This window comes from Streptomyces sp. 2P-4, from assembly GCF_030167965.1.
In the GTDB taxonomy this organism is placed as follows: domain Bacteria; phylum Actinomycetota; class Actinomycetes; order Streptomycetales; family Streptomycetaceae; genus Streptomyces; species Streptomyces globosus_A.
The window spans coordinates 93,685-117,366 of the sequence record NZ_CP095011.1; the positions used below are offsets into that span (position 1 = coordinate 93,685).

Consider the following 23,682-nt stretch of genomic DNA (forward strand, 5'->3'; position numbering starts at 1 on the left):
CCCCGTACGCCCCTGCCTACCAGCCCCGCGGCCCGGTCGGACAGGGCGCCGGCGGGGGTGTGTCACCTCGCCGCCCGGCCCTGGCGGACGGTCGGGCCGGAGGCTGGTCACACGCTCCAGGACCACGTGCCGTCCGCGGCGACGAGGCAGCCGAGGACCACGACGCCGGCCACGCCCAGGGCGATGCCGAGGCGGGCCCGGCCAGGCCTGGTGGTGCCCTTGCGCAGGGCGAGCACGCCGAGGACGGCGGCGGTGGGGCCGAGGACCAGGTTCGCCACGAGCAGGCCCGCCAGGCCGAGGACGAACGCCGTGACGGCCATCGCGTCTGCCTCCCGGATCCGGGCGGCGTACGGGAGGGGCCCGCCCGGCCGGCGCCCCTGCCCGGTCCGGGCATCGGCCTGTTCACCGGTGCGCGCGCTCATCGGCCGGCACCTCCCCGGCGGCGGGTACGGCCCGGCGATCCCGCCCGGGCCGGGCCGGAGAGCCGCTCGCGGGCGGCGAAGACGGCGAGCCAGAGCGCGATGGCGAGGCCGCCTGCAACGCTGACGGACACGGGTACGTGGGCCACGGCGCCGAGGAGGACCCCGAGCAGCAGCAGGGCGGCCACGAGGAAGAGCATCGGACGTCCCTCCGTTCGGGTAGCGGGTGTTCTGCGCACTACTCGGTCCGGTTACCCCCGTACCGGCGGCGCACTACCGGCGCTTCCCCCGGCACGGGCGAGGCGGTGCCGGAAGTCGGGAGGATCTGAGTACGCGTACTCAGGCCGCCGCCCGGCCCGCCGGGCACAGTGTGGACATGGCACAGCCTCCCGGCAGCAGCCGCTCCCCGGCCCCGCCGCCGCCCGCCCTGCAACGGCCGCGGCTCCATCCGGCCGCCGACGCGGCGGCCGGAGCCGCGCTGCTGGTCCTCGACGCGGCGGCCGCGTGCGTCGCCCTGCTCGTCGGCCTCGGCCACACGGACGCCGACCTGTTCGCGGACACCACGGGCACGGACTGGACACCAGTCGCCTCGGCGCTCCTCGTCCCGGCCGCCCTGGCCGGGCTGAGCGCCTGGCCGCTGGGGCGCCGCGCGCCCCTCTCCGCCGCCCTGCAGGCCCTGGCCGCACTGGCGCTCGCCGGCGCCGCTGTGCTGATCGCGCTCGACCCCGGGGGGCCGGGCCGCCGGTGAGCGCCCGGGGGGCTGCCTCGGTAGCGTGGGAAGCGGACCGTTGCGTCTTTCCCTCCCGTTCAAGGAGTGCCGCGCGCATGTCCACTCCTCCCCCTCCCCCGCAATCCCCGCCGCCCCCGCCGCCGTACGGCAGCCCCCAGGGCTGGGGTGCGCAGCCTCCGCCGCACGGCCCGGCTGCGAAGACGAACACCCTGGCCGTCGTCGCGTTCGTGCTGTCCCTGTTGTGCGTCCTGCCGCTGATCCCGATGATCCTGGGCATCGTCGCCATCCGGCAGATCCGCGCCGGCGGGGAGAAGGGGACCGGCCTGGCCGTGGCAGCGATCATCCTCAACGGCATCACGGTGGTCCTCGCCGCCGGCGTCCTCTGGGGCGCCCTCTCGGACGTGTCGCCCGGCAGGGACAGCAGCGGGGAGGTCACCCGGCCGGGATCCGGCGGGACGGAGGACATCCGCGCAGGCGACTGCTTCAACACCCCCGACGACATACGGGACTACGACGCGAGCGGCGCGCCCGCCGCCCCGTCCGTGGACATCGTGCCGTGCGGGCAGCCGCACGACGGGGAGGCGTTCGCGGTGTTCACCGTCGGGAGCGGGGACGCGGCGTTCCCCGGCGCCGACAGGATCCGGGTGACGGCCGAGCAGAGGTGCGGCGAGACGGTCCTCGCCGCCTACCGCGGCACCGACGCCGCCCTCCCCGGGAGCCTGGAGCTCTACTACTACCTGCCGACGGAGAGTTCGTGGGACGACGGCGACCGCAAGGTCACCTGCTTCGTCGGCGACCCCGCCGGGCAGCGCACCGGATCGATCCGCACGTCCGGCTCCTGATCCCGCGCACCTCGGCAGTGGCCCGCACCGCCGCGGCGGGAGCCTTCCGGCGGCCGTATCATCGAGTCCGCGTTCGGCCCGGTACGGGGAGGGGCCGGGCACACCCCGGCCCATCCGCCCGCGCACCCACACGACAGATCAGGCGAGGACGTGCACAGGACCGTCACCGAACTCGCGGACGGCCGCGAGCTCATCTACTACGACAGCGCCCCGGGCCGGGACCGCCGGGCCCGGGACCGGCGGCCGCCGGACCGTGTCGAGAGCGCTCCGGAGCTGCGGCGGGACCCGGCCACCGGCGACTGGGTGGCGATCGCCGCGCACCGGCAGTCGCGTACCCACCACCCGCCCGCCGACTCCTGCCCGCTGTGCCCCTCGCGGGAGGGGCGGGAGAGCGAGATCCCGGCCGCCGACTACGAGGTGGCCGTCTTCGAGAACCGCTTCCCCTCCCTCTCCGGCCCCACGGGCCGCTGCGAGGTGGTGTGCTTCACCCCCGACCACGACTCCGGCTTCGCCGACCTCACCCCGGAGCGGGCCCGGCTCGTCCTCGACGCCTGGACGGACCGGACGTCCGAGCTGTCCGCCCGCCCCGGCGTGGTGCAGGTGTACTGCTTCGAGAACCGGGGCGCCGAGATCGGGGTGACCCTCCCCCATCCGCACGGACAGGTCTACGCGTTCACCGCCGTCGCACCGCGGACGGCCAAGCACCTCGCCGCCGCGGCAGCCCACCGCGCCGCGACCGGGCGGAACCTGTTCGAGGACCTGCTCGCCGAGGCCCGCGCCGCCGGCGAACGCGTGGTCCTCGCCGGTGAGCACTGGACCGCGTTCGTCCCCTACGCCGCCCGCTGGCCGTACGAGGTGCACCTCTACCCGCACCGCCGGGTGCCCGACCTGACCCGGCTCACCGAGGCGGAGCGCGCCGAGTTCCCCCGCCTCTACCTGGACCTGCTGCGCCGTTTCGACCGCCTCTTCGGGCTGCCCGCGCCCACCCCGTACGTCGCCGCCTGGCACCAGGCACCGCTCACCGGCGGGGACGAACTCGCCCTGCACCTGGAGCTGTTCACCGTGCGGCGGACCGCCGACAAGCTCAAGTACCTGGCCGGGACGGAGTCCGGCATGGAGGCGTTCATGAACGACGTGGCCCCGGAGACGGCCGCCCTGCGGCTGCGGGAGGCGCGGTGACCGCGGACGCGGCCGGCGCCGTCCGCGACGGCTTCCGGCGGGTCCACGGCGGCTCCCCCGAGGGGGTCTGGGCGGCGCCCGGCCGGGTCAACCTGATCGGCGAACACACCGACTACAACGACGGGTTCGCCCTGCCCATGGCCCTGCCGCAGGCGGTGGTACTGGCCGCGCGGCGCCGCGGGGACGGCCTGCTGCGGCTGCACAGCGCCCAGGGCGGCGCCGCGACCGCCGAACTGCGGGTGGCGGACCTCGCCCCGGGCGCGACCGCAGGCTGGGCCCGCTACCCGGCGGGCGTGGTGTGGGCGCTGCGCGAGCGCGGGCTGGCTGTCGGCGGCGCCGATGTGTACCTCGACAGCACGGTCCCCGCGGGGGCGGGGCTGTCCTCCTCCGCGGCCCTGGAGTGCGCGGTGGCCTTCGCGTACGACGGGCTGTACGGGCTGGGCCTGGCGCGGCCGGAGCTGGCTCGGGCCGCGCAGCACGCCGAGAACGCGTACGCGGGGGTGCCGTGCGGGGTGATGGACCAGATGGCTTCGGTGTGCTGCACCGGCGGCCACGCGCTGCACCTGGACAGCCGCAGCCTGGAGGTGCGGCAGGTGCCGTTCGGCCTCGGCGGGCACGGCCTGCGCCTGCTGGTGCTGGACACGCGCGTCAGGCACGACCTCGCCGACGGGGCGTACGCGGCCCTGCGGGCCGGGTGCGAACGGGCCGCCGGCCTGCTCGGCCTGCCCGCCCTGCGGGACCTGGACGGTGCGGGCCTGCCGTCTGCCCTGGCGGCGCTGCCCGGTGAACTCGTCCCGCTCGTACGGCACGTGGTCACCGAGAACGCGCGGGTGGACCGGGCCGTGGCGGAGCTGGCCGCCGGGCGGCCCGAGGCGCTGGGGCCGCTGCTGACGGAGGGGCACGCCTCCCTGCGCGACGACTACGGGGTGTCCTGCGCGGAGACCGACCTGGCGGTGGCGGCCGCTGTCGCGGCGGGGGCGCTCGGCGCGCGGATGACGGGCGGCGGGTTCGGCGGCTCGGTGATCGCCCTGGTCCGCGCCGGGGAGGCGGCGGCCGTGGCCGGCGCGGTGGCAGAGGCGTTCGCGGCGGCCGGCCACGCGGCGCCGGCCGTACTGGAGGCCGTGCCGTCGCCGGGCGCCCGCCGCATCGGCTGACGGGCCTGCGGCCCTGGCCGCAGGCCCCGTACCCCGGCGTGCCGTGCGCACGCCGGGCCGACCGGCCCGTCGGCAGACGGGGCGCCGCACCCGCGGCGGGCCGGCCGGCGTGCGGGGGTCAGGCCGGCCAGCGGAGTTCGACGACGGTGCCCTCGCCGGGCCGGCTGTCCACCCGGGCGGCCCCGCCGGCCGCGGCCATCCGGGCGTGCACGGAGCGGCGCAGGCCCGTACCGGCGCCGGGGGTGTCCGCGGCGTCGAAGCCGGTGCCGCGGTCGGCGACGGTGACCTCCAGGCCTTCGGCGACGCCGACCGCGGTGAGGTAGGCCAGGCCGGTTCCGGCGTGCCTGCGCACGTTGTTCAACGCCTCGGAGGCAGCCGCGGCGACGGCCTCGGCGACGGCCTCGGGGAGCTCCGGCACGGCGTGGTACTGCGCCTTCACCACCAGCCCCAGGGCCTCGGCGGAGCGGACGGCCTCCTCCAGGGCTGCGGTGCCGGGCGTGCCTCCTGCGGAAGGCGGACGGTCGGGGCCGGGGTCGTCGGTGAGCTGGACGAGCCGCCGCAGGTAGGCCGCTTCCCGGGCGCAGCGGTCGCGTACGGCCTGCGCGTTGGCATCGACGCCGCCGGAGGCGATGGTGGTGAGGGTGGCGAGGACGGTGTCGTGGAGCGCGGCGTGGTGGGCGGTCCGCTCGGCCTGGCGGGCGCGGGCTGCCTCGGCGGCCAGCGCCCGCCGCTGCGCGTCGTCCAGGAGGATGCCCTGGCGTCTGACGTACCACCAGCCGGCGGCCATCAGGCCGCTGCTCATCGCGAGGGCGCTGAGGTGCTCCAGCAGTCCGGCCGTGTCGGGCCGGCGCACCACCTGGTGCACGGCGAGCGAGGTCGCCGTCAGCAGGACGAGGCACAGGACGGTGCCGCGCCAGCGGAGCGACACGACGGCTGCGGTCGAGGCGGAGAGCGCCTGGACCGCCAGCCAGCCGTGCGCCTCCACGGCGGGCCCCTCCCCGACGGCGACGGCGGCCGCGAGCGGGAGCAGGCATCCGTTCACGCCGGCGTCCGTCCAGATCAGGCGGTCGGGGATCCGGCCGTGCCGCAGTCCCGCCGCATACACGGCCAGCGTGACGGCGCATACGGCGGCCAGGAGGGCGGCGGCCCGGGCGTCGACGGGATCGGCCGCCACCACACCGGCCGCGTACAGGAGGTGTGCCAGCCGGAAGAGTCCGGTGACCTGCACGGCGACGCGCCGCGCACGCTGAAGCCCCACTCCGTCCCCCCTGTGGACCGGTCCCCCGGCGTCCGCCGCACGGGCGGGTGCCGCGGCCTTCAGTGGATCCCGCCGCAGGTGGGCCGTCAAGGCGGTCCTCGGCCGACGTGTGCCGGCCGCGGGCCGCGGGCCGTCACGGGACGAGGTCCCGCACGAGGGCCAAGGGCGGCGACCGCCGCGGCCCGGGCGGCCGCGGCGCCGGGAAACGCGGCGGTGGCCCGGGGGCAGTCGCCGGCGCCCCCGCTGCCGGATCGTCCCGCCCGCCCGCTGCCCCGTCGAAGAGGCCCCGGGGCGGAGCCGTGCGGGCACCCGGCACGGGGAGCGAAACCGCTCAGGTGGCCCGGCGGCCCGTGCGGTCGGGTACGAGGTACTGCTCCAGCCAGTCCGCGGCGGCCCGCCGGTAGAGGCGGCGGGTGTCCGCCCGCAGGAAGTCGTGGCCCTCGTTGCGCAGCGTCAGCAGCTCGGCCGGGACTCCCTGGGCGCGGGCGGCCCGGACGAACTGCTCGGACTCGGTCGGGGGCACGTTGGTGTCGTGTTCGCCGTGGACGGCGAGGACGGGCGCCCGCAGCCGGTCGATCCGGCTCATCGGGGAGAGGGCGCGCAGCAGTTCCCGGTCGTGCTCGGGGTGGCCGTACTTGGCGGCCGCGGAGCGGGCGATCCACGGCTCGGTGCCGGCGAAGAAGGTGGTGAGGTCCGACATGCCGCAGACGGCGACGCCCGTGCGGAAGAGCTCCGGGTGCCACACCAGGGAGGCCATGGTGAGGTAGCCGCCGTACGAGCGGCCCATCACCGCCAGGCGGAGCGGGTCGGCGTGGCCTTCGGCGACGAGGTGCGCGGCGCAGTCGGCGACGTCCTCGATGGCGGCGAAGCGGCCGGTGCCGAGGTCGGCGTCGACGAAGGAGCGCCCCCAGCCGGAGGAGCCGCGTACGTCGGGGGCGAACACGTCGATGCCGCGGCCGAGGATCTCGTGGTAGAGCGGGTTGAAGACGGGGCGCTCCTGCTCCTCGGGGCCGCCGTGGAGGTGGACGACGCAGGGGCCGGGCCGGCCGGGGTCTCGGTCGGGGGCGCGGTAGTACCAGCCGCCGAGCACGAGGCCGTCCCGTGCGCGGCAGCGCAGCGGCACGGGGCGGACGGGGGGCCGGCCGGGCGGGGCCGCTTCCTCGTCGGGAGCGGTCCAGCCGGTGCGTACGGGGCCGAAGGGCCCGTCGGCCTGCCAGATGCCGGGCCGTCGGCGGGAGCCGGACAGGGCGGCGAAGAGGCCTCCGCGGGCGACGGGCGCGATGCGGGTGACGACCTCGTGCGGGAGTTCGGAGCGGTGGTGCGGGCCGACGGCGTCCCCCGCGCCGTCGAGGCCGACGCTCTCCAGGTCGCTCGCGCCGTGGTCGTTCCAGGCGAGGAGGGCCCAGCGGCCGTGGTCGGGCAGGCTGAGCAGGTCGAGCTGGGATCCGTCCCGCTCCGCGGCCGCGGACACCTCCTCGGCGGTCCCGTCCTCGGCGAGCCGGACCCGCAGGAGGGCGGCGAACTCGCGGTCGGCGTCGCTGCGCAGCCAGAGGGTGGACGAGTCGGGCGAGAGCCGCCCGATCCACGGGTCGCCGTCCGCGACGTGCAGGCGGAAGGGGATGCGGCCGGTGGCCCGGTCCAGCAGGAGGGCCTCGCGGCGGCCGCGCGGTCCGCGGCGCAGCAGTACGAAGCGGTTGTCGGCGGCGATGTCGCACACGCGGAGGGAGGCGGCGCCGGGCTCGGTGTGGAGGAGGGCGGGGGCGTGTGTGCCGTCCGGGTCGATGAGGTACGCGGACAGGGCGCCGTCGGCGGCCGGGGGGGCGGCTTCGGGCGGGCGGACGGGGGTGCCGTTCATGTGCGCGGCGGGGGCGGCCGCCGGGTGGCCGGGCGGGAGGAGGAGCGTCGCCTGGCCGACGCGTCCGGTGCGGGCAGCCGCATACGCGCCGTCGGGGAGGGCGCCGTCGGCGAAGCCCGGGTCGGTGTCCTGCGGCATGTGGCCCGGGCTGCTGTGCGCGCCGGGGCCGGCGGGCTGGGCGACGGTGACGCCGAGGACGGAGCCGTCGCGGCTCCAGCTGCCGATGTGGGCGGAGGCGCCCGGCTCGGCGCCCGCGAGGACGTGCCGGCCGGTGCCGTCCGGGCGGACCACCAGGACGCGGGTGTGCTCGCCGCCGCCGGGCGCCGAGGTGTACGCGATCCACCGGCCGTCGGGCGACCACGACACCTCGGTGACGGGGTCGGGGTCGGCGTCGAGGACATGGGCCTCCGAGCCGTTCGCGGGGCCGCTCCACAGCTGCGGGACGCCGGCGCGGTCGCAGATGAACGCCACGCGGTCGCCGGTGGGGTCGGCCGACGGGTACCAGCAGCCGTGGACGGTGAGCACCGCCGGCGGGTCCGCGGCGCCGGTGTCCGCCAGGTGGAGCACGGCCGGGGCGGCTCCGGCGGGCGCCGGAGCGGGGGCCGGGGCGTGGTCCCGTGCGGGCGCGGGGTCCGCTGCCGGGTCCGGGGCGGGAGCGGGGGCGCCGGCGGTGCGGGGACGGTGTCGCTGCGGGGAGCGGTCAAGGGGCATGCGGGCCTCTTCGAGGGCTTCCGGGGGACTGTCACCGCTCGGTGTCGGGTGTCGGTGGTCAGGCGATGCCGTGGGTCTGGAGCCAGATCTCCAGCGAAGCCACCTGCCACAGGGTGCTGGCTCCGCGTTTCGTGCGGTGGCGTGCGGGGTTGGCGAGCATGTCGGCCACGCGGCCCTGGTCGAAGATACCGCGCCGGCGGGCCTCGGGTGCGGTCAGCGCGTCGCGTACGCGGGTGAGGACCGGTTCGGCCATGTGCCGGACGGCGGGCACCGGGAAGTAGCCCTTGGGCCGGTCGACGACCTCGCGGGGCAGGACGCGGCGGCCGACGTCCTTGAGGATGCCCTTGCCGCCCTGGCCGAGTTTCAGCCGGGGAGGGCAGGCGGCGGCCAGTTCGACCAGTTCGTGGTCGAGGAACGGAACGCGCGCCTCCAGGCCCCAGGCCATGGTCATGTTGTCGACGCGCTTGACGGGGTCGTCGGCCATCAGGGCGTGGACGTCGAGGCGCAGGGTGGCGTCGAGCGCGGTCTGCGCGCCGGGCGCGGCCATGTGGGCCGCGACGAACTCGCGCGGGGTGTCGCGGTCGGCGGCCAGGTCGGGGTGGAGCAGGTCGTTGACGCCGTGGTGGGTGCGGTCGAAGTAGGCGTCTGCGTACGCGTCGGCGGCGTCGGGGCGGGCGGCCCCGGCGATGCCGGGGTACCAGTGGTAGCCGGCGAAGACCTCGTCGGCGCCCTGGCCGCAGAGCACGACCTTGACGTCCTTGGCCACCTGCTCGGCGAGCAGGTGGAAGGCGACGGAGTCGTGGCTGACCATGGGCTCGTCCATGGCGGCGATCGCCCCTTCCAGCGCGGCGGGGAGCCGGTCGGAGGGGATCATGAACTGGTGGTGGTCGGTGCCGAACCGGCGGGCGACCAGGTCGGAGTAGTGGAACTCGTCGCCTTCCTGTCCGCTCTCGGACTCGAAGCCCATGGCGAAGGTGGCGGTGCCGCTCTGGCCGTGCTCCTCCAGCAGGGCGACGATCAGGCTGGAGTCGAGCCCGCCGGACAGCAGGACACCCACGGGGACGTCGGCGACCATGCGCCGGCGCACGGCCCGGCCGAGCGCTTCGTGGACGGCCTCCCGCCAGGCCTCGGGGTCGTCGCCGAGCCCGGCGCCGGGCCCGGCGCCGCGGGTGTACGACGGCTGCCAGTAGCAGTGGTCGGTGGAGGTGCCGTCGGGCTCGATCACCCGGACCGTGGCCTGCGGCAGCTTGCGCACGCCCCGCAGGACGGTGCGGGGGGCGGGAACGGTGCCGTGCCAGCTCAGGTACTGGTGCAGGGCGACCGCGTCGATGCCGGTGTCGACGCCGCCGCCGGCCAGCAGGGCGGGCAGGGTGGAGGCGAAGCGGAGCCGGTCGGCGTCCTCGGTGAGGTAGAGGGGCTTGATGCCGAGCCGGTCGCGGCCCAGCACCACGCGCCCGGTGTGGTGCTCGACCACCGCGAAGGCGAACATGCCGAGCAGGTGCTCCGCGCAGGCGGGGCCCCACTGCCCGTACGCCTTGGCGAGGACCTCGGTGTCGGAGTCGGAGAAGAAGCGGTGGCCCAGCCCCTCCAGGCGCCGGCGCAGTTCGCGGTGGTTGTAGATGCAGCCGTTGAAGGCGGCGGTGATGCCGAGGTGGGGGTCCGTCATCGGCTGGGCGCCGCTTTCGGACAGGTCGATGATCTTCAACCGCCGGTGGCCGAGGGCGACGGCGCCCTGCGACCAGGCACCTCTGCCGTCCGGACCGCGGTCGGACATCTCGTCGGTCATGCGCTCGACCGCCGCCAGGTCCGGGCGCCTGCCGTCGAAGCGCACCTCGCCGCTCAGACCGCACATGCCGCACCCCCCTGGGTGGGCACGCCGGCGGGCCGGCCCGTGGCTGCTCCTGCTCCGGGGGTCCGGAACACCTGCACCATGTGAGTTCACTCCCTCGTGCTGCCCGTCCGGGCGAAACACCGGCGGGACGGGCGATCGACGTACAGGCCGCCTGCCCCACCAGGCGGTTTCCATTCGAGGCGGTTCCCCGGGCCGATCTTTGGGCGCTTCCTCCAATATGCCCCGCGGTGTCCGTGCGCGCGTGGCGGGCGGCGGCCGAGCGGAACGCGGCCGGCGGCAGGGAATGCGGTGTGAACAGCGGGTTCCCCCGCCCCTCCCATGGGTAGATACGCTAATAATTCCGGCATATCGCTCGCCTGTATGTGTGGGAGGGAGGGCTCGCATGGAACCGTGGCTGCTCTGGCTGATCGCCGCGGCAGGGCTGGCCGTCGCGGAGGTGTTCTCCCTCACCGCGGCGCTCGGGCTGCTGGCCGCGGCCGCCGCCGTGACCGGGGGCGCCGCCGCGCTCGGCCTGCCGGTGCCCTGGCAGTTCCTGCTGTTCACCGCCGTCGCCGCACTCAGCCTGCTGTTCGTACGCCCGACCGTGCTGCGCCGCCTCCAGCCCGCGCAGGAGGCGCGGTTCGGCGTCGACGCGCTGATCGGCAGGGTCGCGTACGTCGTCAGCGAGGTGTCCGGGCGGGACGGCCGGGTGCGGATCGGCGGCGAGGAGTGGACCGCCCGCGCCTACGACGAGACGCTGGTCATCCCTCCCGGCACGGCCGTCGACGTCATCGAGATCAGCGGCAGCACCGCCCTCGTCTACCCCCGGGAGTGAGCCATGGATGCATCGGGGTCCCTGATCATCGCCCTGGTCGTCGCCGTCCTCGCCGTGTTCACCGTGGTGCGGGCCGTCCGGATCGTGCCCCAGGCGCGCGCCCGCAACGTGGAGCGGCTCGGCCGCTACCACCGGACGCTGAAGCCCGGCCTGAACGTCGTCATCCCCTACGTCGACCGCGTGTACCCGGTGATCGACCTGCGCGAGCAGGTCGTCTCCTTCCGGCCGCAGCCGGTGATCACGGAGGACAACCTGGTCGTCGAGATCGACAGCGTGCTGTACTTCCAGGTGACGGACCCGCGGGCGGCCTCGTACGAGATCGCGAACTTCCTCCAGGCGGTCGAGCAGCTCACCGTCACCACGCTGCGCAACGTCGTCGGCTCCATGGACCTGGAGAAGACTTTGACCTCGCGCGACACGATCAACAGCCAGCTCCGCGGTGTGCTGGACGAGGCGACGGGCAAGTGGGGACTGCGCGTCAACCGCGTGGAGATCAAGGCCATCGACCCGCCGCAGTCGATCAAGGACGCGATGCAGAAGCAGATGCGGGCGGAACGGGACAAGCGGGCGGCGATCCTGGCGGCCGAGGGCCAGCGGCAGGCGCAGATCCTGACGGCGGAGGGCGACAAGCAGTCCGCGGTGCTGCGCGCCGAGGGCGCCCGCACGGCGGAGATCCTCAAGGCCGAGGGCCAGTCCCGGGCGATCGACGAGGTCTTCCAGGCGGTGCACCGCAACGACCCGGACCCCAAGCTCCTCGCCTACCAGTACCTCCAGGTGCTGCCGCAGCTCGCGCAGGGGCAGGGCAGCACCTTCTGGGTGATCCCCGGCGAGGTGACCTCCGCGCTGGGGGCGGTCTCCCGGGCCTTCGGGGAGGTCCTCCCGCCGTCGCCGGCGACCCGGGAGCGGGCGGCGGACGGCACCGACGAGACCGCGACGCGGGCCGCGAGCGACGCCGCCCGGGCCGCGGAGGCCGCCGCGGAGGCCCTGGCGGACGCGGCCGAGGCGGACGCCTCCACGGGACGGCTGCCGTAGCCGGCGCCGGGCGCGGCGGGAGTCAGAACGGGTCGATCTCCACATGGCCCCGGGACGCCGAGCAGACGTCCCAGCGGTCGCCGCTGCGGCGCAGCTCCAGGGCCGCCTCGATCCGGTCCCCGGCGGGCGGGGCGAGGTCGACGTTGACGACGGCGCCGTCGCCGCTGCGGGTGGAGGAGACGATGCGGTGCCCGAACTCCGCCGCGAGGGCGCGGAGGGAGCCCTCGGGGTCGCCCCCGGCGGGGCAGCGGGTGTCCGGCCCGGGAGCGGGCGCGCGGGCTCCCCGCCCGACCGGCTCCAGGTAGGAGTCCACCGCCTGGTGCAGCGGGCTCGGGGCGGCGGAGCCGCCGCCGCCGAGGACGACGGCCACGACGGTCCCGGCGGCGGCCAGGGGAAGCCCCACCGCGAGGGCCACCGCCCATCCGCCCGCCCCTTGCCCTGCCCGCACGGCCCCTCCTCCCCCGGCGCCGCGGCGCCGGCCCACGGAGCCGGTCCGGCCGGCCCTGTCGGAGGGGAGGACGCAGGCCCGCGCAGGACCGTTCCCGCACCCGGGCGGGGCCGCGCCGCCTGCCGGGCGGCCTGCCGGATCGACGGCCCCCGCGCGGGACGGGGCGGACGCCGCATGATGGGGGCATGCGTACCCGGCCTGTGCTCGTCTACGACGGTGACTGCGGCTTCTGCACGACCTCGGCGCGGTTCGCCGAGCGGCGCGTGCGGCCCCGCTGCGACGTCGTCCCCTGGCAGTCCGCCGACCTCGGCGCGCTCGGCGTGAGCCGGGACCGCGCCGCGTACGAGGTGCTGTGGGTGACCCCGTCGGGTGCGGTGCACGGCGGGGCCCGGGCCGTCGCGAAGGCGCTGCTGAGCGCGGGCGGCGCCTGGCCGGTGCTCGGCGGCGTGCTCGGGCTGCCCGGGGTGCGGCGGGCCGCGGACGCGGTGTACCGGGTCGTCGCGGCCAACCGGTACCGGCTGCCGGGAGGGACGGCGGCCTGCGCGCTCCCCCGCGATCGGTAAGGGGCTCCCCCGGTGCGGGAAGCCGTACTGGCGCAATGTGTTTGGGAGCGCTCTCAGAGCGGGCGTCCGGCGTTTATCCTGTTCCGCGTCGGACAGCGGCGCGGCGTCGGCCGCGGATGGAGTCAGGAGAGCCTGCCGTGCCGGAGCAGACCACGGGGTCGTCCCGCCCCACGCTGGAAGCCGTCGCCGCGCGGGCCGGCGTCTCACGGGCCACGGCCTCACGGGTCGTCAACGGCGGTGCGGGAGTGCGGCTCCCCCTGGCGGAGAAGGTCCGCGAGGCGGTCCGGGAACTGGGATACGTCCCCAACCACGCGGCGCGCTCGCTGGTCACCCGGCGCCACGGAGCGGTCGCCGTCATCATCGCGGAGCCCGAGTTCCGGATATTCTCCGACCCGTTCTTCGAGAAGCAGGTGCGCGGGATCAGCCGGGAGCTGACCGCCCACGACACCCAGCTCGTGCTGCTGTGGGTGGAGGGACACGGCGACCACGAGCGCATCTCGCGCTACCTGGACGGCGGGCACGTGGACGGGGCGCTGGCGTTCTCGCTGCACACCGCCGACCGGCTGCCCGCGCTGATCGCCCGGAGCAGGGTCCCCGTCGTGTTCGGGGGACGTCCGGTGTCGGGGGCTGAGCCGGCCGTGCCGTTCGTCGACTGCGACAACCGGGGCGGGGCGCGGGAAGCCGTCCGGTACCTGGTGTCGCTCGGGCGGCGGAACATCGGCCACATCGCCGGGCCGGGCACGCAGACGTCCGCGCTCGACAGACTCGCCGGCTACCGGGACGTGCTGGTCGACGCCGATCCCGCGCTGGTGTGCCAGGGCGACTTCACCCGGGAGAGCGGGGCCCGCGCGATGGCCGGGCTGCTGGAGCGGCGGCCGGACGTGGACGCCGTGTTCGCCGCGAACGACCTGATGGCGGCAGGGGCGCTGGGGGCCCTGCGCGAGCGGGGGATCCGGGTGCCGGAGGACGTGGCGGTGGTGGGGTTCGACGACATGGACGCGGTGGTGCGGGCCACGGAGCCGGCCCTGACCACGGTGCGTCAGGACATCGAGGGGATGGGACGGCTGATGGTCCGGCTGCTGATGCGGATGCTGGACGGTGCGGTGGACGCGGCCCCGGCCTCCGTCATCACGCCGACCGGGCTGGTGCGGCGGGAATCGGCCTGACGGGGCGGTGACGGCGGGGTGGGGGGCGGCATGACGGCGGCGGGTGCGGGAGGCCCCGCACCCGCCGCCTGTGCCGTGGCCGCGGGTGGGTCAGTCGTACGGGATGACGACCACGGCCGTGTCGGTGCCCGTCTGCAGCCGGGAGTCGGCGTTGCCGATGGCGCTCCACACCTCCAGGCGTACCGTTCCGCCGCGCAGGTCGCCGAGCGTGCCGGTGGCCGACTTCAGGCCGCGGGCCTGCCGGTACTCCTCCCAGCCGGCGACCGGGTCGGTGGCGAAGTAGTGGTAGGTCTCCGTCCGGTCGAAGGTGCCGTCGCCGGTGAGGTCGTACGAGATCCGGGCCTGCTGGCCGAGGCCGACGGCGGTGCCGGCGTCCACGGGGAGCCGGAACGCGGTGGCCGCGCCCGCCCTGAGCGTGCCGTTCACGCCCTTGGCCTCGTAGACGAGCGGCCGGTACGGTGTGCCGTCGTGGTTGGCGCCGCCGGCCGACGGGACGGTGTCGCTGCCCGCGGTGCCGCCGCCGGCGGTGGTGAGGACGCCGCCGGAGCGGAGCCGGAACGTGTTCCCGGTCGAGGGCTCCGGGCCGGGGCCGGGGCCGGGGCCCGTGCCCGTGCCGGAGGCGGTGGAGCGGGCCGGCACGGTGAGGGTCCTGCCGTCGGAGAAGGTGACGGTGCGGGCGGTCGCCCCGTGGTTGTGGGCCGCGTAGGTGAGGGTGCCGTTCCGGTTGAAGACCGCCGAGGTGGGGATGGATCCGGTCACGGACGGGTCGGGGGCGCCGAGTGCGTCCAGGCTGGTGATCCAGTGCTGGGTGTGCGCCTTGGACTCGCCCGCCTCCGGGGTGTAGCCGGCGTTGCCGGCGTCCCACTTGGCCTTCGCGGCGGCCGGGTCGGCGAGCGACTGGAACTCCCAGAGGATGTCGCGCCATTCGACGGCGGGTCCGCCGTTCTCCCGCTCCATCTCGGCGATGTTGCGGCGGATCGCCTGCCGGTGTCCGCCGAGGTGGAGGGAGCCGCCGGTCACCGGGAGCACGTTGATGCCGTGGATCTCCTCCGGGTTGGCGGTCCACCAGGTGGCGTACGCGGCGCCGCTGCCCCACACCATGCCGGCGGTGTCGTGGCCGAAGGAGGCCGGGAAGACCTGGCCGTCGGCGTCGAACCAGTACTGGGCGATCGCCTCGCCCTCGGTGGCCAGCAGGTAGGAGCCGAGGTCGCGCAGGCCGGTGTCGCCGGTGGCCGAGCCCCACAGTACGAGGGCGGCGCTGAGGTTGGTGGACTCGGAGGAGGACTCCTGGTTGTTGCCGGCGGCGAAGCCCTGGTGGCCGGAGGCCCAGCTGTGGCCGGCGTACACGTCGAAGCCACGCAGGAACGGGAAGGCGGTGTCGGTGCGGGAGGGGTTCGCGGTGTCGCGGATCAGGGTCTTGACCATGCCGCCCCAGGCGGAGTCGGCGGCCCAGCCGGGGTCGTACTGGGCGGTGATCGCGGCCGCGTACACGTAGTAGCCGTAGTGGAAGTGGTGGTCGTTGAGCTCGGTGTCGCTGCCGTAGGAGGCGGGGTAGCCGGTCAGGGTGCGCCATGTGCGGTCGTAGGAGAACTCACCGGCGCCGCCGGCGGTGAACCACTCCTGCAGGCGCCCCTTGAGCAGGCCGAGGAGCCGGTCGCGGACGGCGGTCTCGCCGATCTGGTCGGCGATCGGCACGAGTTGGGCCAGCTTGCCGAGCGCCTTGCCGGTCCAGTAGGTGTCCACCGCACCGGAGAACGGGTCGGGCGCGTTCGCGGCCTCCTTCAGCCGGGCGCGGAGCGCGGGGGTGTCGGCCGCGCCCGTGCGCGGCAGGGCCGGCAGCACGGGGGCCGCCTTCTGGGCGGTGGTGAACGAGGCGCCCTCGCGGACCTTCATCGTGCCGCGCGGCGAGACGTACGTGTACGGGGTGAGCGGGTCGCTGGTGTGCAGCCACTGGTGCCGGTAGAGGGCCTGGAGGGTGCCGCGCTCGGTGCCCTCCTTGGCCTCGGTGGAGAGCGTGTAGGTGGCGCGGACGGTGCCGCCGGAGGTGCTCCAGTCGACGCGGGAGCCGGTGACGAAGCTGAAGGCGTACGTGCGGTAGGTCGCGAGCGCGTCCGGTGAGGGCAGGACGGCGACGGAGAAGTAGTTCCGGCCGCCGAGGGCGGCGCTGATCGCGGTCCCGGATACGGTCCAGTCGGTGCCGGTCGGCGCGAAGAGGGCGTAGTGGTGCCCGGCGACGGTGATGCCGAGGACGTTGCCCTGGTCGGCGAAGACGGCCGGGGCGGACGCGGTGGTGATCCGGGCGTCGCCGCCGGAGCCCTGGGCGTACACGAACGGGCTGCCGTGGCCGATGGTGGTGCGCAGGGTGCGGGCGCCGTCGGACCAGTAGGGGGTGACCGTCCAGTCGGACCAGGCGTCGGCCTTCGTGTCGGGCGAGTTCAGGCCGGCGAGGCCGATGGTCAGGTCGCGCCTGTGGGCGAACTCGTACTGGCGGCCGTCCCCGACGACGGCGGGGGTCGTGGGGTAGCCGACGTCCAGTCCGCCGGCGGCCGCCTGGTAGGTGAGGGGGTGGCCGTACATGGGGGTGGAGTACGGGTTGTCGCCGTAGCGCTGGAAGGCGAGGGAGGACCACCAGTCGTTCGTGGGGACGGGTCTGCCCTGGGCCGCCGGGGTCACCTTGGGGGCGACGGGCGTGCCGGTGTTGTTGGTGGGGCCGGAGGTGCCGGCGGGGCGGGTGTCGGAGTAGCTTCCGGCGCCCACCGGGACGGTGGCGGCCGCGGCGGGGGCCGCGGCCGGTCCGAGGCCGATGCCGAGTCCGGCGGCCGCGAGGGCGGCGGCGAGGAGGGGCGGGGCGGCTCGGCGCGGGAGGAGGACGGGCATGCGGGAACACCTCGTGTCGTGGCGGGGGACGTGCGCAGGCGGTGTCGGGGTCGCGTCCGGGAAACACAGGAGAGAGCGCTCTCAGCTGGCCGGAAACGTAGAACTCCCGAAAGAGGGGTGTCAAGAGAGAATGCAGGACGGGAAGTTGATGCCCATTCCGGTCTGTCGCGGCTTCGAGTCTTGACGGATGGCGCGCGCCGTGGGCACGCTCCCCTCGCTTGATGAGAGCGCTCTCAGAAGAGTTCTCCCCCGATCCCGGAGCCCAGGAGGCCCCCATGTCCCACGCCCGAGCCGCCGGAAGAACCGCCGTCCGCCTGGGGGCTGCCGCCCTCGCCGCGGTGCTGCTTGCCGCCTGCGGCGGTGCACCGGAGGGCGCCGCCGGCGGCGCGGACGGCAAGGTCACCGTCACCGTGGACCTCTTCGGCTCCTTCGGCTACGAGGAGGCCGGGCTCTACGCCGAGTACGAGAAGCTGCACCCGGGCGTGACCGTCAAGCAGACCGACACCGAGGACGAGGCCGACTACTGGAAGTCGCTGCAGACCCGCCTGGCCGGCGGGGGCGGCCTCGCCGACGTCCAGGCCATCGAGGTCGGCCGGATCGCCTCCGCCGTCCAGCAGCAGGGCGACCGGTTCGAGGACCTCCGCGCCTACGGCGCCGAGAGCCTCAGGTCCGGCTTCCCCGAGGCGAAGTGGGCGGCTGCCACCGGGAAGGACGGCCGGATCGTCGGCCTCGGCACCGACGTCGGCCCGGAGGCCATGTGCTACCGCACCGACCTCCTGGCGCAGGCCGGGCTGCCCACCGACCGCGAGGAGCTCGCGCAGCGGTGGTCCACCTGGGAGGGGTACCTGGAGCTGGGCCGGCAGTACCAGGCGAAGGCCCCCGCGAAGAGCGCCTGGATCGACAGCGTCGGCAGCCTCTACTCCGTCATGATCGGCCAGCAGAAGGAGCGCTATTACGATGCCTCCGGCACGCTGGTCTGGGAGACGAACCCGGCGCTGAAGACGGCGTGGGACACGTCGGTGTCGGCGGCGCAGAGCGGGCTGAGCGCCAAGCTGGACCAGTGGTCGCCGCAGTGGAACCAGGCGTTCGCGGCCGGCTCCTTCGCCACACTCCCCTGCCCGGCCTGGATGCTCGGCTACATCAAGGGCCAGGCCGGCGAGGCCGGCAAGGGCAAGTGGGACATCGCGAAGCTGCCCGGCGGGGCCGGCAACTGGGGCGGCTCGTACCTCGCCGTGCCGCGCGCCGCCAAGCACAAGAAGGAGGCGTACGAGCTGATCGCCTGGCTCACCGCACCCGAGCAGCAGGCCAAGCTCTTCCGCAAGCAGGGCAACTTCCCGTCGGCCACCGGCGCCATCGCGCAGATCGCCGACGCGACCGACCCGTACTTCTCCGGCGCGCCGATCGGGCGGATCTTCGGCGAGGCGGCGAAGGCGGCCCCGGTGCAGGTGCTCGGCGTCCACGACCAGAACATCGCCCAGCAGATCACCAATGCCCTCGGCGAGGTCGAGCGCAAGGGCACGGCGCCCGAGCAGGCGTGGGGGAACGCCAGGAAGGGCGTCCGGAACACCATCGGCTGAGACCCGCGCGACCGGCCGCCCGGAGGCGGGGCCGCGGGCCGGCGCCGCCCCCCGCGCCGCCTCCGCGCCGCCCGCCCCGGGCCGCCCCACCCACTCCATTTGCTCCATCCGCCCCGACTTCCCCGAAGGGCCGCACCGTGACCCTGACCGCACCCGCCCGGACGGCGCCCCCGCCGGCGCCGCCCGGCCGCGCCCCCGGCGCCCGGCGCGCCTGGCGCAAGGCCTCCCCGTACGCCTATATCGCCCCCTTCTTCACCCTGTTCGCCGCGTTCGGGCTCTTCCCGCTGCTCTACACCGCGTACGTGTCCCTGTACCGGGTGGAGCTCCAGACACCCGGCGACATGCAGTGGCGCGGCCTCGGCAACTACACCGCGCTGTTCGGCGACGAGTTCTTCTGGATCTCGCTGCGGAACACCTTCACCATCGGCGTCCTGTCGACCGTCCCGCAGCTGGCGATGGCGCTCGGCCTCGCGCACCTGCTGAACCACCGGCTGCGCGGGCGCACCTTCTTCCGCACGGCGATGCTGCTGCCGTACGCGACGTCGGTGGCCGCCGCCACGCTCGTCTTCTCCCAGCTGTACGGCCGAGACTTCGGGCTGGTCAACTACGTGCTCGGGCTCGCCGGCATCGACCCGGTGGACTGGCAGACCGGCACCTTCGCCTCGCAGGCCGCCGTCTCCACCATCGTCATCTGGCGCTGGACGGGCTACAACGCCCTGATCTACCTGGCGGGCATGCAGTCCATCCCGCACGAGCTGTACGAGGCCGCGGAGATGGACGGCGCCTCCCGCTGGCGGCAGTTCCTCCACGTCACCCTTCCCGGGCTGCGGCCGACCATCGTCTTCACGGCCGTCGTCTCCACGATCGGGGCGACGCAGCTCTTCGGGGAGCCGCTGCTGTTCGAGGGCTCCCTCTCCGGCGGGATCTCCCACCAGTACCAGACCCTCGGCCTGTACATGTACGAGCAGGGCTGGGGCTTCTTCCACCTGGGGCGGGCGGCCGCCGTCGCCTGGGTGATGTTCCTGCTGATCGTGCTGCTCGTCGGCGCCAACGCGCTGATCGCGCGCCGCCGCACCCGCAAGGAGGCCGGCCGATGACCGCGCTCGCCGAACCCCCCGTCGGCCACCGGCCCCCCGGCCGGCCCGCCCGGGGCGGATCCCGCGGCGGAGCCCGTCGCACCCGCTCGCGCGCCGGGCGGACCCTGCAGGGCGGGAGGCTCACCCATGCGGTCCTGGCGCTCGCCGTGCTCGTCTCGGCGTTCCCGCTGTACTGGACGGTCGTCGCCGCCAGCCGCTCCAACGCCGACCTGGCCCGCGTCCCGCCGTCCCTGCTGCCCGGGCCGCATCTGATGCGGAACTTCGAGGCGGTCGTACGGGAGGCCGACATAGGGCGGGCGCTCGTCAACTCGTTCATCGTCTCGGGGTCGATCACCGTCGGCACGGTCCTGTGCTCCACCCTGGCCGGGTTCGCGTTCGCCAAGCTGCGCTTCCGGGGCCGCGGCGCGCTGCTCGCCGTCACCGTCGGAACGATGATGGTCCCGCCGCAGCTCGGCGTCATCCCGCTGTTCATGCTGATCGCCGAACTCCAGTGGGTGAACCAGCTGCAGGCCGTCATCCTGCCGGGCCTGGTCTCCGCGTTCGGCGTGTTCTTCATGCGGCAGTACCTCGCCCAGTCCCTGCCGGACGAGCTGATCGAGGCGGCCCGCGTCGACGGCGCCTCCTCCGCTCGGATCTTCTGGTCGGTCGTCGTGCCCGTCGCCCGGCCCGGCATGGCCGTGCTCGGCCTGCTGACGTTCATGGCCGCCTGGAACGACTTCTTCTGGCCCGTCGTCGCCCTCTCCTCCTCCGAGCCGACCGTGCAGGTCGCCCTGCGCCAGCTCGGCGGCGGCTACGTCAACGACCAGTCCGTCGTCATGGCCGGCACCCTGCTCGGCACCCTGCCCGTGCTGCTCGTCTTCGGCCTGCTCGGCCGGCAGATCGTCGGCGGCATCATGCAGGGCGCCGTCAAGGGCTGAGCCGCCGCGCCGGCCCACCCCCGCGCACACCCCCTTCTCACCTCCGGGAGACGCAACGCCATGACCGCGCTCGACGCCCGCCCCCGCACCGGGACGACGCTCCGCTTCCCCGAAGCCTTCCGCTGGGGCACCGCCACCGCCGCCTACCAGATCGAGGGCGCCGCGGGCGAGGACGGCCGCACCCCGTCCATCTGGGACACCTTCAGCCGGACCCCCGGCAAGGTGCGCAACGGCGACACCGGCGACACCGCCGCCGACCACTACCACCGCGTGGACGAGGACATCGCCCTCATGCGGAGCCTCGGCGTGACCGACTACCGCTTCTCCCTCGCCTGGCCGCGCGTCCAGCCGTCCGGGCGGGGGCCCGCCGCCCGCAAGGGGCTCGACTTCTACCGGCGCCTCACCGACCGGCTGCGCGAGGCGGGCATCCGGCCCGTCGCGACCCTCTACCACTGGGACCTCCCGCAGGAGCTGGAGGACGCGGGCGGATGGCCCGAGCGGGAGACCGCCTACCGCTTCGCGGACTACGCGGCACTCGCCGCGGAGGCGCTCGGCGACCGCGTCGCCACCTGGACCACCCTCAACGAGCCCTGGTGCTCGGCCTTCCTCGGCTACGGCAGCGGGGTGCACGCCCCGGGCCGCACCGGCGATGCCGGATCGCTGCGCGCCGCCCACCACCTGAACCTGGCACACGGCCTCGGCGTCCAGGCGCTGCGCGCCGTACTGCCCGCCGGGGCGGAGGTGTCGCTGACGCTCAACCTGCACGCGGTGCGCCCCCGCACCGACACGCCGCAGGACCGGGACGCGGTGCGCCGGATCGACGCCGTCGGCAACCGGATCTTCCTCGACCCCGTCTTCCGGGGGAGCCTCCCGGAGGACCTCGTCCGGGACACCGCCGACGTCACGGACTGGTCCTTCGTGAAGGACGGCGACTGCGCCGCGGCCGCCGAGCCGATCGACTCGCTGGGCATCAACTACTACTCCCCCGCCGCGGTCGCGGCCCGCACCCCCGGCGGCGCGGACGCTGCCGGGCCGTCGCCGTGGGCCGGTGCGGAACGGCACGTCCGCTTCGTGCCCGTCACCGGACCGCGCACGGCCATGGACTGGCCGGTCGACGCCGGCGGGCTGCACGAGCTGCTGCTGCGGCTGCGGGACGAACTCCCGCACGTCCCGCTGCTGATCACGGAGAACGGGGCGGCGTACGAGGACTACGCCGACCCGTCGGGCGAGGTGAAGGACCCGGAGCGGGTGGCCTACCTGCACGCCCATCTGGAGGCCGTGCACCGGGCGATCGGGGCGGGCGCCGACGTCCGCGGCTACTTCCTGTGGTCCCTCCTGGACAACTTCGAGTGGGCGTACGGCTACAGCAAGCGGTTCGGCATCGTCCACGTCGACTTCCCCACCCAGCGGCGGACGCCGAAGAGCAGCGCCCGCTGGTACGCGGACGTCATCGCCCGGGGCGGCCTGACCACCTGACAGCCTGACGGGGCGCACCGGAAGGGGTGGGCGGAGGGATGTCTTCCGCCCACCCCTTCCGTCGTCCCCGGTTCCCTGCGCCGGAGTTTGAGGGTGCGTCGGGCGCCCATACGCGGCAGGAAACAGCAGCTGAATGGAGCGCCAGGCGACGCTCAGGCGCGTGGAGGCCGGAGACCTGAGCGAGGAGCAGGAGGAGCGGCTGGGGCTGACGCTGATGCTGCTGGAGGACCGGATGGCGCTGCTGCGCCGCCGCTTCGGCCTGACGGCGGAGGACCTCAACCTGGACCTGGGCCCGCTGGGCCCTGGTGCTGTGGCCGGGAGGAGCCACGTTTGGGGAAGGGCCGGTCGGCCAGACGCAGAGCATGACTGCATCTCGGAAGCCCCACACCAAGTCCCCTTCCGACAACGCCGGTTCGAACGGCGGCACGACGCGTGGGCGGGCGGCCGGCGCCGCGGGGAAGGCCGGCGGCGAACTCGGGGAGCACGGTTCCGGCACGCTGACCGCCCTTCCCTCCCAGATCGCGGAGAAGACCACCACCGCCGCCCGGGCACTCCGGTCCGCCGCCGGCCGGGCCGGCCTGCTGTGGGCGCTGGTCCGGGCCCGCAAGGCCGCGGCCGCGGGTACGGCGAGCGGGACGGCTGCGCTCGTCGCCGTCTCGTACGCGGCGGGCCGCCGTGCGGGCCTCCGCCGGCGCGGCCCCCTGTCGCGCCTGACCGGCGGCCGCCTATGAGACCGCCGCACACCCACACCGCAGGGGGCGGGGGCCCGAAGCCCCCGCCCCCGCCCATGCCCGCGGTCGCTGCCCTTCGGCCTGCGGCGCGGAGGAGCCGCTCACCGGGGCCGCCTGTACACGCTCAGGGCGCGGGACAACCCCGTGTGTCAACCACGATTGACAGCATCATCATGTCAACGTAGATTGACAGCATGACCGATGCGACCGATCTGGCCGCCCGTGCAGGCGACCGTGACCCGCGGGTGGGACTGCGGGCCGTGTCCGCGCTGCGGCGGCTGCTGGAGCAGCTGGAAGCCGTCCAGGTGCGCAGTGCGCGCAACCAGGGGTGGTCGTGGCAGGAGATCGCGACCGAGCTGGGTGTCAGCCGGCAGGCCGTCCACAAGAAGTACGGGAGGCAGTGATGTTCGAGCGATTCACGCAGGACGCACGCGCGGTGGTGAAGGGCTCGGTGGAGTACGCCGAGCGGACCGGCTCCGCCACCGTGACCGGGGAGCACCTGCTGCTGGCGCTCCTCGACCGGGAGGACACCCGGGCCGCGGCGGCGCTGCGCGAGCTGTGCCCGCCGGATCGCCGGCCCGCGGTGGCCACCGCCCTGGCCGATGCCCGGCGGCGGGCCGGGCTGTCCCGGGCGGACGCGGAGGCCCTGGAGGGCCTCGGCATCGACGTCGGCGCGATCGTCGCCCGGGTGGAGGAGGCGCACGGCCGGGGCGCGCTCGCCGGCGGCCGAAGGGGCGCCGGATGGCGGTCCGGCCGCAGGTCCTTCTCCCGGGAGGCGAAGACGGTGCTGGAGAAGTCCCTCCGGATCGCCCTGGCCCGCAAGGACCGGGAGATCGGCGACGAACACGTCCTCCTGGCCCTCACCACGGCCGGCGGGGTCGTCGCGGAAGTCCTTGCGGACCACGGGGTGACGTACACGTCCGTCGAGGCCGCCCTTTCCGTGCCCGTCGCACACTGACCCCCGGAGTCGGCAGCACGCCCCGC

Annotated in this window: 22 protein-coding genes and 1 pseudogene; 16 read left to right on the top strand and 7 right to left on the bottom strand. The window is 75.2% G+C overall.

All coding sequences use genetic code 11. The features are described from left to right. Positions 1–107: 107 nt before the first annotated feature. Both MUK52_RS00455 and MUK52_RS00460 read right to left on the bottom strand, forming a co-directional pair. On the bottom strand, positions 108–422 hold the full coding sequence (locus MUK52_RS00455; RefSeq protein WP_246042549.1) for a DUF4190 domain-containing protein: 315 nt from the start codon (positions 420–422) through the stop codon (positions 108–110). Beyond that, positions 419–619, bottom strand: a complete 201-nt coding sequence (locus MUK52_RS00460; protein ID WP_114055818.1) for a hypothetical protein — start codon at positions 617–619, stop codon at positions 419–421. The genes MUK52_RS00455 and MUK52_RS00460 overlap by 4 nt, the downstream gene beginning before the upstream one ends. Positions 620–795: 176 nt before the next feature. Between MUK52_RS00460 and MUK52_RS00465 the strand changes: the two genes are divergently transcribed. The 4 genes from MUK52_RS00465 to galK all read left to right on the top strand — a co-directional run bounded on the left by MUK52_RS00465 (position 796) and on the right by galK (position 4,324). Further along, complete coding sequence (locus MUK52_RS00465; RefSeq protein WP_114055817.1) at positions 796–1,167, top strand: hypothetical protein; 372 nt, start codon at positions 796–798, stop codon at positions 1,165–1,167. A gap of 77 nt (positions 1,168–1,244) precedes the next feature. Continuing rightward, a complete protein-coding gene (locus tag MUK52_RS00470; protein WP_284574053.1) occupies positions 1,245–1,991 on the top strand; it encodes a DUF4190 domain-containing protein in 747 nt (248 codons plus the stop codon). 150 nt (positions 1,992–2,141) lie between these two features. Continuing rightward, positions 2,142–3,170: a galactose-1-phosphate uridylyltransferase gene (gene galT, locus MUK52_RS00475; protein WP_284574055.1), complete on the top strand. Its 1,029-nt coding sequence runs from the start codon at positions 2,142–2,144 to the stop codon at positions 3,168–3,170. Further along, complete coding sequence (gene galK, locus MUK52_RS00480) at positions 3,167–4,324, top strand: galactokinase (protein ID WP_284574057.1); 1,158 nt, start codon at positions 3,167–3,169, stop codon at positions 4,322–4,324. Before galT ends, galK begins: the two co-directional genes overlap by 4 nt. A 118-nt stretch (positions 4,325–4,442) precedes the next feature. On the opposite strand, the gene MUK52_RS00485 is transcribed toward galK, so the two are convergent. The 3 genes from MUK52_RS00485 to MUK52_RS00495 form a co-directional block, all read right to left on the bottom strand. Next, complete coding sequence (locus MUK52_RS00485; RefSeq protein ID WP_162793212.1) at positions 4,443–5,582, bottom strand: ATP-binding protein; 1,140 nt, start codon at positions 5,580–5,582, stop codon at positions 4,443–4,445. Between the two features lie 331 nt (positions 5,583–5,913). Next, on the bottom strand, positions 5,914–8,148 hold the full coding sequence (locus tag MUK52_RS00490) for a prolyl oligopeptidase family serine peptidase (protein WP_284574060.1): 2,235 nt from the start codon (positions 8,146–8,148) through the stop codon (positions 5,914–5,916). A 58-nt stretch (positions 8,149–8,206) separates the two neighbouring features. Further along, positions 8,207–10,000: an N-acetylglutaminylglutamine amidotransferase gene (locus MUK52_RS00495; RefSeq protein WP_114055811.1), complete on the bottom strand. Its 1,794-nt coding sequence runs from the start codon at positions 9,998–10,000 to the stop codon at positions 8,207–8,209. Positions 10,001–10,382: 382 nt separating this feature from the next. On the opposite strand from MUK52_RS00495, the gene MUK52_RS00500 reads away from it, so the two are divergent. Together MUK52_RS00500 and MUK52_RS00505 are read left to right on the top strand one after the other, a co-directional pair. Beyond that, the gene (locus MUK52_RS00500; protein ID WP_114055810.1) at positions 10,383–10,814 is read left to right on the top strand and encodes an NfeD family protein; all 432 of its coding nucleotides are present in this window, start codon (positions 10,383–10,385) and stop codon (positions 10,812–10,814) included. A gap of 3 nt (positions 10,815–10,817) precedes the next feature. Next, positions 10,818–11,846 carry an SPFH domain-containing protein gene (locus MUK52_RS00505; RefSeq protein WP_114055809.1) on the top strand — a complete coding sequence of 343 codons (1,029 nt, stop codon included), beginning with the start codon at positions 10,818–10,820 and terminating at the stop codon, positions 11,844–11,846. Between the two features lie 22 nt (positions 11,847–11,868). Here the strand turns inward: MUK52_RS00505 and MUK52_RS00510 are convergent, their stop codons facing one another. Continuing rightward, on the bottom strand, positions 11,869–12,294 hold the full coding sequence (locus tag MUK52_RS00510; RefSeq protein ID WP_284574065.1) for a hypothetical protein: 426 nt from the start codon (positions 12,292–12,294) through the stop codon (positions 11,869–11,871). Positions 12,295–12,479: 185 nt separating this feature from the next. On the opposite strand from MUK52_RS00510, the gene MUK52_RS00515 reads away from it, so the two are divergent. Both MUK52_RS00515 and MUK52_RS00520 read left to right on the top strand, forming a co-directional pair. Next, entirely contained in the window at positions 12,480–12,857 is a 378-nt protein-coding gene (locus MUK52_RS00515; RefSeq protein ID WP_284574067.1) for a thiol-disulfide oxidoreductase DCC family protein, read from the top strand. 116 nt (positions 12,858–12,973) lie between these two features. Continuing rightward, positions 12,974–14,023, top strand: coding sequence for a LacI family DNA-binding transcriptional regulator (locus MUK52_RS00520; protein ID WP_114055806.1), 1,050 nt, complete (start codon positions 12,974–12,976; stop codon positions 14,021–14,023). Positions 14,024–14,113: 90 nt separating this feature from the next. On the opposite strand, the gene MUK52_RS00525 is transcribed toward MUK52_RS00520, so the two are convergent. Then, on the bottom strand, positions 14,114–16,900 hold the full coding sequence (locus tag MUK52_RS00525) for a glycosyl hydrolase (RefSeq protein ID WP_284574071.1): 2,787 nt from the start codon (positions 16,898–16,900) through the stop codon (positions 14,114–14,116). Positions 16,901–17,175: 275 nt separating this feature from the next. Here MUK52_RS00525 and MUK52_RS00530 point away from each other — a divergent pair, with 275 nt between their 5' ends. From MUK52_RS00530 to MUK52_RS00565, 8 genes and pseudogenes are all read left to right on the top strand, one after another. Beyond that, positions 17,176–18,477 carry an ABC transporter substrate-binding protein gene (locus tag MUK52_RS00530; protein ID WP_114055804.1) on the top strand — a complete coding sequence of 434 codons (1,302 nt, stop codon included), beginning with the start codon at positions 17,176–17,178 and terminating at the stop codon, positions 18,475–18,477. A gap of 137 nt (positions 18,478–18,614) precedes the next feature. Beyond that, a complete protein-coding gene (locus MUK52_RS00535) occupies positions 18,615–19,574 on the top strand; it encodes a carbohydrate ABC transporter permease (protein ID WP_114055803.1) in 960 nt (319 codons plus the stop codon). Continuing rightward, positions 19,571–20,491, top strand: coding sequence for a carbohydrate ABC transporter permease (locus MUK52_RS00540; RefSeq protein ID WP_284574073.1), 921 nt, complete (start codon positions 19,571–19,573; stop codon positions 20,489–20,491). Before MUK52_RS00535 ends, MUK52_RS00540 begins: the two co-directional genes overlap by 4 nt. A 60-nt stretch (positions 20,492–20,551) precedes the next feature. Further along, positions 20,552–21,967 (top strand): GH1 family beta-glucosidase, encoded by a 1,416-nt coding sequence (locus MUK52_RS00545; RefSeq protein WP_284574074.1) that lies wholly within the window; start codon positions 20,552–20,554, stop codon positions 21,965–21,967. Positions 21,968–22,100: 133 nt separating this feature from the next. Then, positions 22,101–22,271: pseudogene (locus MUK52_RS00550) on the top strand (gas vesicle protein K); the annotation flags it as partial. A gap of 58 nt (positions 22,272–22,329) precedes the next feature. Further along, positions 22,330–22,698 carry a hypothetical protein gene (locus tag MUK52_RS00555; protein WP_284574076.1) on the top strand — a complete coding sequence of 123 codons (369 nt, stop codon included), beginning with the start codon at positions 22,330–22,332 and terminating at the stop codon, positions 22,696–22,698. Between the two features lie 194 nt (positions 22,699–22,892). Next, positions 22,893–23,102: a helix-turn-helix domain-containing protein gene (locus tag MUK52_RS00560; protein WP_030315760.1), complete on the top strand. Its 210-nt coding sequence runs from the start codon at positions 22,893–22,895 to the stop codon at positions 23,100–23,102. Continuing rightward, entirely contained in the window at positions 23,102–23,656 is a 555-nt protein-coding gene (locus MUK52_RS00565; protein WP_284574082.1) for a Clp protease N-terminal domain-containing protein, read from the top strand. Before MUK52_RS00560 ends, MUK52_RS00565 begins: the two co-directional genes overlap by 1 nt. Positions 23,657–23,682: the final 26 nt, after the last annotated feature.